The sequence below is a fragment of the Streptomyces sp. NPDC054863 genome, assembly GCF_053610825.1.
In genome coordinates this window covers 1-13277 of the sequence record NZ_JBSGZD010000222.1, presented here as the reverse complement: position 1 = coordinate 13277, position 13277 = coordinate 1, and the positions used below count along the sequence as shown (strand labels likewise).

At 70.9% G+C, this 13277-nt stretch carries 1 protein-coding gene; it reads left to right on the top strand.

All coding sequences use genetic code 11. The annotated features are described in order from the left end of the window. Positions 1-13277 (top strand): amino acid adenylation domain-containing protein (locus tag ACWGIG_RS28910; RefSeq protein WP_453324631.1); only part of this gene is annotated, 13277 nt, incomplete at both ends.

The window sequence follows — 13277 nt, the reverse complement described above, 5'->3', positions numbered from 1 at the left end:
GCAAGGTGGACCGCAAGGCCCTGCCCGCCCCCGACTACACCGCGACGAGTCCGGGCCGGGAGCCGCGGACCGTCCAGGAGCACCTCCTCGGCCAGGCGTTCGCCGATGTTCTCGGCCTGCCGCACGTCGGGGTGGACGACAACTTCTTCGACCTCGGCGGCCACTCCCTGCTGGCCACCCGCCTGGTCAGCCGTATCCGCGCCACTCTCGGGGCCGAGATCCCGATCCGGGCCCTGTTCGAAACCCCCACCGTCGCCGGACTCGCCCCACGCGTCACGGACTCCGGGACGGCACGCCAGAAGCTGACCACCGGGCCGCGCCCCGCCACGGTGCCGCTGTCCTTCGCCCAGCAGCGCCTGTGGTTCCTCGGTGAACTCGAAGGACCCTCCGGGCTCTACAACATCCCCCTCACCCTCCGCCTCACCGGAGACCTCGACCACGACGCTCTCCGGGCCGCCCTCACCGACGTCGTCACCCGGCACGAAGTCCTGCGCACCGTCTTCCCGAGCGTCGACGGCTCACCCAGCCAGTGCATCCTCGGCCCGGACGCGATCGACCTCCAACTGCCCACCGCCGAGGTGCCGGAAGGCGAGCTGGAGCAGGCGGTGGCCGACGAGTCCCATCGCCCCTTCGACCTCGCCCGCGAAATCCCTTTGCGGGCACGGCTGTTCGCGGTGGCGCCGAAGGACCACGTCCTGGTGGTGGTCCTGCATCATGTCGCCGGTGACGGGTGGTCACTCGCACCGCTGGCACGGGACATCTCCACCGCGTACGCCGCCCGGTCCAAGGGCCACGCCCCCACCTGGGAACCGCTCCCGGTCCAGTACGCCGACTACACGCTCTGGCAGCGTGAGCTCCTCGGGGACGAGGACACCCCCGGAAGCCCGCACAGCACGCAGCTGACCTACTGGCGTGAGACCCTCGCCGGCCTGCCGGAAGAACTCACCCTGCCCAGCGACCGCCCCCGGCCGCAGGCGGCAACGCACCGCGGCGCCACGACCGCCGTCCGCATCGACGCGGACCTGCATGCACGGCTGACCGGGCTGGCCCGTGCCGAAGGCGTCACCCTGTTCATGGTGCTCAACGCCGCACTGGCGACACTGCTCTCCCGCTTGGGGGCAGGCACCGACATCCCCATCGGCACGCCCGTCGCCGGACGGACCGACGAGAGCCTGAACGACCTCGTCGGGTGCTTCGTCAACACCTTGGTGATCCGTACCGACGTATCGCACGCCCCCTCCTTCCGGGAGGTGCTGCGCCGCGTCCGCGAGCAGAGCCTGGGCGCCCTCGCCCACCAGGACATGCCTTTCGAACGGCTGGTGGAAGACCTGGCACCCGTCCGGTCCATGGCCCGCCACCCCCTGTTCCAGGTCATGCTCGCCCTGCAGAACACCGCCGACCCGGCACTCGACCTGCCCGGCCTGGACAGCCACCTGCTGTCCAACGGGGACCAGCCCGCCAAATTCGACCTCGACCTCCAGCTCCGCGAAACCCACACGGACGGCCACCCGGCGGGCCTGAGCGGCACCCTCACCTACGCGGCCGACCTGTTCGACCGCACCACCGCGGACACGCTCGTCCAGCGGCTCGTCCGGCTGCTCGACGCCGTGACCACGGACCCCGCACTTCCGGTCACCGGCATCGACCTCCTCGGCCCTGCCGAACGCAGCCAGGTTCTCGTCGGGTGGAACGACACCGGGCGGGAGGTGCCGCAGGCCACGCTGGCGGAGCTGTTCGAGGCCCAGGCGGCCCGCAGGCAGGACGCCACAGCGGTCGAGTTCGACGACGCCGCGTTGTCCTACGCGGAGCTGAACGCGCGGGCGAACCGTCTGGCGCGACTCCTGGTCTCCCACGGCGTGAGGCCGGAGGACCGGGTCGCGGTGATGATGGACCGCTCGGCCGATCTGGTGGTCGCGCTGCTGGCGACGGTCAAGGCGGGGGCGGCGTACGTGCCGATCGACCCGGCCTATCCGGCCGACCGGATCGCCTTCATGCTGGCGGACGCCCGGCCGACCCTGCTGGTCACGCAACAGGCCCGGGTCCGTGCGGACATCCCCGAGGAGCACGTGGTGGTGGACGATCCCGCCACGGCCGCCGAACTGGAGGATCTCGGTGGGGAGAACCTCTCGGACGCGGACCGGGGCGGCAGGCCGCGGGCCGGCCACCCGGCGTATGTGATCTACACCTCCGGATCGACGGGGCGGCCCAAGGGCGTGGTCGTACCGCAGCAGGCCGTCGTCCGCCTCGTCCGGCAGGCGAACTACGTGGCGCTGGGCACGGACGATGTCGTCGCTCAGGCGTCGTCGGTGTCGTTCGACGCGGCCACGTTCGAGATCTGGGGTGCGCTGGCCAACGGTGCGACGCTGGTGGGCGTCGACCGGGATGTGCTGCTGTCGCCCGAACGACTCACCGCGCAGATCGAGCGCAGCAAGATCACCACGATGTTCGTCACCACCGCGCTGTTCAACCGCCTGGCGGCGGAGTCGCACGAGGGGCTCGGACGCCTGCGGTACCTGCTGTTCGGCGGCGAGGCGGCGGACCCACTGATGGTTCGGCGCGTCCTGGAGCTTGCCGCGCCGAAACACCTGCTGCACGTGTACGGGCCGACGGAGACGACGACGTTCGCGACCTGGCACGAGGTGGAGCGGGTCGAGGGCGGATCCGTGCCGATCGGCGGACCCGTCTCCGGCAATCGGCTGTACGTCCTGGACGCCGCGTTGCAGCCGGTGCCGCCGGGGGCGGCCGGTGAGTTGTACGTGTCCGGGGCCGGCCTGGCCCGCGGATATTTCGACCGGCCGGGGTTGACCGGCGAGCGGTTCGTCGCGAACCCGTACGACGGGCCGGGGGAGCGGATGTACCGCACCGGCGACCTGGTCCGGTGGACCGCCGGCGGACAGCTCGAATTCCTCGGCCGCTCCGACCACCAGGTCAAGATCCGCGGCTTCCGTATCGAACCCGCCGAGATCGAATCCGCCCTGACCTCCCATCCCGCCATCGCCCAGGCCACCGTGGTCGTCCGTGAAGACCAGCCGGGAGACAAGCGCCTCGTCGGTTACGTCGTTTCGGGCGACCATGCGAGCGGCGCCGCCTTCTCGGACGACCACGCGAGCGGCACCGCGCTCCCGGGCGACCACGCGAGCGCCGCCGCCCTCGACTGCGGCGAGCCGATCGGAGACGACCGCACCCTCACGAACGCCGGCGGTATGCCCGCAAGGGGCACTGACCGCGAAGACACGCCGGGCGTCGACGGCCTCGACGGCGGGGCGGTCCGGGAGTACGTGTCGCGGCTGCTGCCCGACTACATGGTGCCCTCGGTCGTGGTGGTTCTGGACGTGCTCCCGCTCACGGTGAACGGCAAGGTGGACCGCAAGGCCCTGCCCGCCCCCGACTACACCGCGACGAGTCCGGGCCGGGAGCCGCGGACCGTCCAGGAGCACCTCCTCGGCCAGGCGTTCGCCGACGTCCTCGGCCTCCCGCACGTCGGGATGACCGACAACTTCTTCGATCTCGGCGGCCATTCGCTGCTGGCCACCCGCCTGGTCAGCCGTATCCGCGCCACCCTCGGGGCCGAGATCCCGATCCGGGCCCTGTTCGAAACCCCCACCGTCGCGGGACTCGCCCCACGCGTCACGGACTCCGGGACGGCACGCCAGAAGCTGACCACCGGGCCGCGCCCCGCCACGGTGCCGCTGTCCTTCGCCCAGCAGCGCCTGTGGTTCCTCGGTGAACTCGAAGGACCCTCCGGGCTCTACAACATCCCCCTCACCCTCCGCCTCACCGGAGACCTCGACCACGACGCTCTCCGGGCCGCCCTCACCGACGTCATCACCCGGCACGAAGCGCTCCGCACCGTCTTCCCGAGCGTCGACGGCTCACCCAGCCAGTGCATCCTCGGCCCGGACGCGATCGACCTCCAACTGCCCACCGCCGAGGTGCCGGAAGGCGAGCTGGAGCAGGCGGTGGCCGACGAGTCCCATCGCCCCTTCGACCTCGCCCGCGAAATCCCTTTGCGGGCACGGCTGTTCGCGGTGGCGCCGAAGGACCACGTCCTGGTGGTGGTCCTGCATCATGTCGCCGGTGACGGGTGGTCACTCGCACCGCTGGCACGGGACATCTCCACCGCGTACGCCGCCCGGTCCGACGGTCGCGCCCCCACCTGGGAACCGCTCCCGGTCCAGTACGCCGACTACACGCTCTGGCAGCGTGAGCTCCTGGGAGACCCCGACGACCCCGGCAGCCTGCACCACGCGCAACTCGCCCACTGGCGGCAGGCACTGGCCGATCTTCCGGAGGAGCTCGCGCTGCCCGGCGACCGCCCCCGGCTCCCCGTGGCCTCCCACCGCGGCGGCACGGCGCGCCTGCACATCAACGCCGACCTGCACCAGCAGCTCAGCGCCCTGGCCCGTGCCGAAGGCGTCACCATGTACATGGTGCTCAACGCCGCGGTGGCGACACTGCTGTCCCGCCTCGGCTCGGGAACCGACATTCCCATCGGCACGTCAGTGGCCGGCCGCACCGACGAGAGCCTGGACGAGCTCGTCGGGTTCTTCGTGAACACCCTGGTGATCCGTACCGATGTGTCGGGCAACCCGTCCTTCCGGGAGGTGCTGCGCCGCGTCCGCGAGCAGAGCCTGGGCGCCCTCGCCCACCAGGACATGCCGTTCGAACGGCTGGTGGAAGACCTCGCCCCCGCCCGGTCGATGGCCCGCCACCCGCTGTTCCAGATCATGCTGGGCCTGCAGAACACCACATCGCCCGTCCTCGACCTGCCGGGGCTCGACACCGCCTGGCTGTCCAGCGGCGACCAGCCGGCCAAGTTCGACCTCGACATCCAGCTCCAGGAAGCCTTCGCTCCCCAAGGCCGGCCGAGCGGCCTGACCGGCGTCATCACCTACGCGACCGATCTGTTCGACCACGCCACGGTCGTCACCCTCGTCGAACGGCTCCTCCGCCTCCTCGACGCCGTCGCCACCGACACCGCCCGGCCCGTCACGGGCATCGACCTGCTCAGCCCTGCTGAACGCAGCCAGGTCCTCGTGGAGTGGAACGACACGGCGCACGAGGTGCCCGCGTCAACGCTGCCGGAGCTGTTCCAGGCGCAGGCGGCCCGCACGCCGGACGCCACCGCCCTCGTGTTCGAGGACAGCGAGGTGTCCTACGCCGATCTCAACGCACGAGCCAACCAGCTCGCCCGCCTCCTGGTCACACACGGCGCCGGCCCCGAACAACTCGTCGCCCTGACGCTTCCCCGCTCGACCGACCTCATCGTCGCCGTCCTCGCCGTACTGAAAACAGGCGGCGCCTACCTCCCCATCGACCCCGACCACCCCGCGGACCGGATCGCCCACCTGCTCACCGACGCACGGCCGGCTCTCCTGGTCACCACGGAAGCCGTCCGCCCGGAGGGGAACGTCCCCTCGGAGATGAACGTCCGCCCGGAGGGGAACCTCCCCCAGCTCGTCCTCGACGACCCGCACACGGCGGGCGTCCTCGACGGCCTGCCCGCCGGCGACCTCGACGACGCCGAGCGGCACGGCCCGCTGCTGCCCGCGCACCCGGCGTACGTCATCTACACATCCGGCTCCACCGGACTGCCGAAGGGCGTGGCCATCACCCACCAGGGCGTGGTCAACTACATCGCCCGCACCTGGCACGCCTATCCCCACCTCAGCGGCAGCACCCTGCTCCACGCGTCCATAGCCTTCGACCTCGGCGTCACCGCCCTGTACGGCGCGCTCACCAGCGGTGGTCGTCTGCACATCGTCACCTGGGACGAGACGCTCCCCGCCACCCTCGCCGACCACGAGATCACCTTCCTCAAGGCCACACCCAGCCACTTGGCGTTCCTCCAGACCCTCCCCGGCAACTGGGCACCCACCGGCCGCCTCATGCTCGGCGGAGAACCCCTGCGCACGGAACAACTCCAGCAGTGGCACCGCGACCACCCGGACGTGCCCGTCGTCAACCACTACGGACCGACCGAGACCACCGTCGGCTGCACCGACCACCTCGTGCACGCCACCGACCACTCCGTGAACGCCACCGGCGAGACCAGCCATGGGATCGCGCCCATCGGCCGCCCGATGTGGAACACCCAGACCTACGTGCTCGACCCGGCCCTGCGGCCGGTTCCACCCGGCACCCCCAGTGAGCTGTACGTCGCCGGTGCCCAACTCGCCCGCGGCTACCTCCACCGCCCCGCCCTCACCGCCGAGCGCTTCGTCGCCAACCCCTACGGCACGCCGGGCGAGCGCATGTACCGCACCGGCGACCTGGCCCGCTGGACCACCGCCGGGCGGCTGGAACACCTCGGCCGGGCCGACGACCAGGTCAAGATCCGCGGCTTCCGCATCGAGCCCGGCGAAATCGAAGCCGCCCTCACCTCCCACCCCGCGGTCTCACAGGCCGCGCTGCTCGTCCGCGAGGACATCCCCGGAGACAAACGCCTCATCGGCTACGTCGTCCCCACCACCCCGGACGTGGACAGCGCCACCCTCCGCGCCCACGTCGCCGGGCTGCTGCCCGACTACATGGTGCCGTCGGCAGTGATGGTCCTGGACGCACTCCCGCTCACCGCCAACGGGAAGCTCGACCGCCACGCCCTCCCCGCACTCGCGTACGAGACGACCGGGGGGAGCCGCGAGCCGCGCACCCTCCAGGAACAACTCCTGTGCCAGGTGTTCGCCGGCATTCTCGGCCTGCCGCACGTCGGCGTGGACGACAACTTCTTCGACCTCGGCGGCCACTCGCTGCTCGCCGTACGGCTGGTCAGCCGCATCCGCACGGTGCTCGGGGCGGAGGTCCCGATCCGGGCCCTGTTCGAGAACCCCACGGCCGCCGGACTCGCGGCCCGGCTGGGGGACATGGACGAAACACGGCCTCGGGTCACGCCCAGGCCGCGGCCGGAGATCCTGCCGCCGTCCTTCGCCCAGACGCGGCTGTGGTTCGTGCGGGAACTGGAAGGCGGAAACGCCAACTACAACATCCCGGTGGCCCTGCGGCTCAAGGGCGACCTGGACATCGGGGCGACACGCGCCGCCCTGCGCGACGTCCTCGTACGGCATGAAGTACTGCGGACCGTCTTCCCGGCTCCCGACGGCACACCGCAGCAGTTGGTCCTCCCCTCGGAATCCGTGTCCTTCGACGTGCCGCTCATCGACGTGGCCGAGGAAGACCTGCGAGAGGAGATGGTGCGGATATCGCGCTCCGCGTTCGAGCTGTGCACCGACATCCCGCTGCGAGCCCGGCTCTTCAGGCTGAGCCCGCAGGACCACGTGCTGGTGATCGTGGTGCACCACATCGCCGCCGACGCATGGTCGTTGGTCCCCCTGGCGAGCGACGTCTCGGCCGCCTACACGGCCCGGATCAACGGCCACGCCCCCACCTGGGAACCGCTCCCGGTCCAGTACGCCGACTACACCCTCTGGCAGCGTGACCTCCTCGGCGACCCGGACGATCCCGCGAGCCTCCACCACACCCAACTGACCCACTGGCGGGAAAGGCTGGCCGGGCTGCCGGAAGAACTCGCCCTGCCCACCGACCGCCCCCGGCCCCGGACGGCCACCCACCGAGGCGACACGTCCGGACTGCACATCGACGCCGGCCTGCACCAGCGGCTGACCGCCCTGAGCCGCGCCGAAGGCGTCACCCTGTTCATGGTGCTCAACGCCGCACTGGCGACACTGCTCTCCCGCCTCGGTGCGGGCACCGACATCCCCATCGGCACCCCGATCGCCGGACGTACCGACGAAAACCTCGACCAGCTCGTCGGCTTCTTCATCAACACCCTCGTCATCCGCACCGACCTGTCCGGCGACCCCACCTTCCGCGACATGCTCCACCGCGTCCGCGACGAAAGCCTCAACGCCCTCGCCCACCAGGACCTGCCGTTCGAACGGCTGGTGGAAGACCTCGCCCCCGTCCGGTCCTCGGCCCGCCACCCCCTCTTCCAGATCATGCTGGTGTTGCAGAACGTCGCGGCTGCCACGCTCGACCTGCCCGGACTGGACATCGAGAGACTCGACGTCGGCGACAATCCGGTCTTCGACCTGTCCTTCGTTCTGGGAGAGGAGTTCGACGCCGAGGGCGGTGCCGCCGGCGTGAACGGAATAGTCACGTTCGCCGCCGACCTGTTCGACCGCGCGACCGTCGACATGCTCGTCGACCGACTTGTCCGGGTGCTGAATGCGGTGACGGCCGACCCGGACCTTCCGCTGGGCGACATCGACGTGCTGGGTGCTGATGAGCGTCGGCGTGTTCTGGTGGAGTGGAACGACACGGCGCGGGATGTGCCGGTGAGGACGCTGCCGGAGCTGTTCGAGGCGCAGGCCGCGCGCACCCCGGATGCGATCGCGGTGGTCTTCGGCGCTACCGAGGTCTCGTACGCCGAGCTGAACGCCCGCGCGAACCGACTTGCCCGTCTGCTGGTCACGTACGGCGTGGGCCCTGAGCGGCTGGTCGCGCTGGCGCTGCCGCGGTCGGTCGATCTCCTCGTCGCGATCCTGGCGGTGACCAAGGCCGGGGGTGCCTGTCTGCCGGTCGATCCGGCCTACCCCGCCGACCGGATCGCCTATCTCCTTACGGACGGGCGGCCCGCGCTCGTCGTCACCGGTGAAGCGGCGCAGGGCAAACTGGCGGCAGCCGACGTCGTGCGGCTGTCCGTGGACGACCCCCGGCTGCACCAGACCCTGTCGGTCCTTCCGGACGGTGACCTGTCGGAGAGGGAACGAGGCGGTCCGCTGCTGACGGCCCATCCTGCCTACGTCATCCACACCTCCGGCTCCACCGGCCGTCCCAAGGGCGTCACGGTCACCCACCACGGCCTGTCGAGCCTGATCGCCGGACAGGCACAGAAGTTCGCGGTCACGGATACCAGCCGTGTCCTGCAGTTCGCCTCACCCAGCTTCGACGCCGCCATGGCCGAAATCGCCGTGACGCTGTGCAGCGGAGCCTGCCTTGTCCTGGCGGCCCAGGAAGACCTGGTGGGCGGTCCGACGCTGGCCCGCCTCATCAGCGCCTACAGGGTCACTCATGTGACGCTGCCGCCTGTCGTGCTGGCCGAGCTCGCGGTGGACAGCCTGCCCACGGTGACGACGTTGGTGACCGCCGGTGAGTCGCTGCGGCCGGATCTGGCCGGCCGGTGGGCGGCAGGACGTCGTCTGGTCAACGCCTACGGCCCGACGGAGTCGACGGTCTGCGCGACGATGGGGGTGCTCAGCGCCGACGGTGCGATTCCGTACATCGGGGAGCCGATCGCCAACACCCGGGTGTTCGTGCTGGATGCCGTGTTGCGGCCGGTGCCGGTCGGGGTTGCGGGGGAGTTGTACGTGTCCGGGGCCGGTCTGGCCCGGGGGTATCTCGACCGGCCTGCGTTGACGGCGGAGCGGTTCGTGGCCCATCCGTATGGTGCGCCTGGTGAGCGGATGTACCGGACCGGTGACCTGGCCCGGTGGAACGCCGATGGCCAGTTGGAGTACCTGGGCCGTACGGACGACCAGGTCAAGGTGCGTGGTTTCCGTATCGAGCTCGGCGAGGTGGAGGCCGCGCTGACGGCGCATCCGGCCGTGGGCCAGGCTGCCGTCGTCGTCCGTGAGGACCAGCCGGGCGACAAACGTCTGGTCGGCTACGTCGTTGCCGCGGGGGGTGTGGCCTCGCAGGTGGACGGTTCTGCCTTGCGCGCTCATGTCGCCGGTCTGTTGCCGGATCACATGGTGCCCTCGGCTGTGGTCTTCCTGGACGCGCTCCCCTTCACGGTGAACCGCAAGCTGGACCGCAAGGCCCTGCCCGCCCCCGATTACGGCACCGGTGCCGGTGGCCGGGGTCCGGTAGGTGCGGAGGAGGAGATCCTGTGCGCGGTGTTCGCCGAGGTGCTCGACCTGCCGTCAGTGGCAGTCGATGCCCACTTCTTCGAACTCGGCGGGCACTCCTTGCTCGCGACCCGTCTGGTCAGCCGCATCCGGTCGGTGTTCGGGGTGGAGGTGCCGATCCGGGCAGTGTTCGAGACGCCCACCCCGCGGGCTCTCGTCGGCCGGTTGACCGCTTCCGGTCTGTCCCGGCCCGCACTGGGGCCGGTGGATCGGCCGGAGACGGTGCCGTTGTCGTACGCCCAGCAACGCCTTTGGTTCCTGCGGCAGTTGGAGGGTCCGTCGGCGACCTACAACATTCCGATGGCGCTGCGGCTGACCGGTGCACTGGACACCGACGCCCTGCGCGCCGCGCTGCGTGATGTGGTGGGCCGGCACGAGGTGCTGCGTACGGTGGTCACTACGGTGGACGGTCAGCCGTACCAGGGGATCGTGGATGTGGACGCGGTCGGTGACCTGCTCACCGTCGTCGAGGCGGAAGGCGTCGGGCAGGACGGGCTGACCCGACTGGTCGCCGAGGCGGCGGAACACCGGTTCGACCTGGCGGGGGAGACACCGCTGCGGGCCCGTCTGCTGCGGACCGGTCCCGGCGCGCACGTGCTCGTCGTGGTGATGCATCACATCGCGGGTGACGGCTGGTCGTTGGGCCCCCTGGCCCGCGACGTGTCGACCGCCTACGCGGCCCGCTCCGTCGGGGACATCCCCGTATGGGATGCGCTGCCGGTCCAGTACGCCGACTACAGCCTGTGGCAGCGGGAGCTGTTGGGCGACGCGTCCGACTCCGACAGCCTCCTGACCGAGCAACTCGCCTACTGGAGGCGCGCGTTGGACGGGGCGCCAGAGGAACTGGCCTTGCCGACCGACCGGCCGCGTCCTGCGGTGGCCTCTCATCGTGGTGGCACCGTTGAGCTGCACATCGATGCCGAGGTGCACCGGGCGGTGGTGGACCTGGCCCGGGTACAGGGGGTGACGGTGTTCATGGTGATGCAGGCGGCCCTGGCTGCTCTCCTGCACCGCCTTGGCGCGGGGGAGGACATCCCCATCGGCACCCCCCTCGCCGGTCGGACCGACGAGGCACTCGACGATCTGGTCGGGTTCTTCGTCAACACCCTCGTCCTGCGCTCCGACGTGTCCGGAAACCCTGACTTCACCGAGCTCCTCGGGCGTATCCGCGAGGGCGCGCTGAATGCGTACGCCCACCAGGACGTGCCGTTCGAGCGGCTGGTGGAAGAGCTCACCCCGGCCAGGTCGATGGCTCGCCATCCGCTGTTCCAGGTCATGCTCACCCTGCAGAACAACACCACGCCGGATCTTGAGTTGCCCGGCCTGACCGTCGAGGGACTGCCCACCGGCAACGGTCCCGCCAAGTTCGACCTGGACATCCAGCTCAGCGAACACCTCACCGACGACGGAACCCCCGCAGGCCTGCACGGTGCCCTCACCTACGCCACCGACCTGTTCGACCACCCCACCGCCGCCAGCATGGGTGAACGCTTCCTCCGCGTCCTGGAGATGGTGACCACCGATCCGTCGGTGCCGGTCAACCGCATCGAGGTACTGGACCCCGCCGAGCGGGACCGCGTCCTGCTGGAATGGAACGACACCGCCCGCGACATTCCCCTCGCACCCCTTCCCGAACTGTTCCAGGCCCAGGCCGCCCGTACCCCGGACGCGACCGCGGTCGTGTTCGAGGACACCGAACTGTCCTACGCCGAACTCAACACCCGAGCCAACCGGCTCGCCCGACTGCTCATCGACCGCGGCGTACGGCCCGAAGACATCGTCGCCCTGGCACTGCCACGGTCGATCGATCTCATCGTCGCCATCCTGGCCGTGCTCAAGGCAGGAGCCGCCTACCTTCCGATCGATCCGCGCTATCCCGCGGACCGGATCGCCTACATGCTCACCGACGCCCGACCGGCAGTCGTCGTCACCGGCGAAGCAGGGCGGGACGAACTGCCGCCCGCCGACGTGGTGCGACTGCTGCTGGGGGAGGCGCAGCTCCGGGAAGACCTGGCGGGCTACGCCGGCCACGACGTGACCGACGCCGAACGCCACGGCCCACTGCTGATCGGCCACCCCGCCTACGTCATCTACACCTCCGGCTCCACCGGCAGCCCCAAGGGCGTCCTGGTCACCCACCGAGGCGTGCCGAACCTCGCCGCCGACCACATCGAGCGGCTCCGGATCGGACCCGAAAGCCGCCTGCTCCAGTTCGCCTCGCCCAGCTTCGACGCCTCGGTGGCCGACATGTGGCCGGCCTGGCTGGCGGGTGCGGCCGTGGTGCTGGCTTCCGCGGACCAGATGTCTCCCGGTGCGCCGCTTGCGCGGTTGGTCGCCGGACAGCGCGTCACACACGCGACCCTGCCCCCCGCGACGCTGCCGCTGCTCGCCTCCGCGGGCGGTCTGCCGGAGGAGATGACCCTGGTGGTCGCCGGTGACGTGTGCCCGCCGGAGACCGCGGAGCGGTGGTCTCGCGGCCGGCTCATGCTGAACATCTACGGGCCGACGGAGGCGACGGTCGCCTCACTGGCCAGCGCGCCCTTGGCCGGGCCCGGCGTTCCGCCCATCGGCGCACCCCTGTGGAACATGCGCGCCTACGTACTGGACTCCGCCCTGCGGCCGGTACCCCCCGGCGTCTCCGGCGAGTTGTATCTGGCCGGCGTGCAGCTGGCCCGGGGATACGTCAACCGGCCCGCGCTGACCGCGGAACGGTTCGTCGCCAACCCCTACGGCGCGCCCGGCGAGCGGATGTACCGGACCGGTGACCTGGCCCGGTGGAACACCGAAGGTCAACTGGAGTATCTGGGCCGCAGCGACGACCAGGTCAAGGTGCGTGGCTTCCGGATCGAACTCGGCGAGGTCGAGGCGGCCCTGACGGCGCATCCGGCCGTCGCCCAGGCCGTCGTCGTCGTCCGCGAGGACCAGCCCGGCGACAAGCGCCTGGTCGGCTACGTCGTTCCCGCCGGGGGCTTCGCCTCACGGACGGACGGTTCTGCCCTGCGCGCCCACGTCGCCGGCCTGCTGCCGGACTACATGGTGCCCGCGGCGATCGTCGAGCTGGACGCGCTCCCGCTCACGGTGAACCGCAAGCTGGACCGCAAGGCCCTCCCCGCCCCGGACTACGGCGCCGGCGTCACCGGCCGGGGTCCGGCGAACGCGCAGGAGGAGATCCTGTGCGCGGTCTTCGCCGAGGTACTCGACCTGCCCCGGGTCGGGGTCGACGACAACTTCTTCGAACTCGGCGGGCACTCCCTGCTCGCCGTGACGCTGGTGGAGCGAGCGCGGGCGCAGGGCATCGCCGTGGACGTCCGCTCGCTGTTCGTCAGCCCGACGGCGGCGGAACTGGCCGCCGCCGTCGATCAGGCGGCCGGGCAGGTGGCCGTCCCGCCGAACGGCATCCCCGCCGACGCC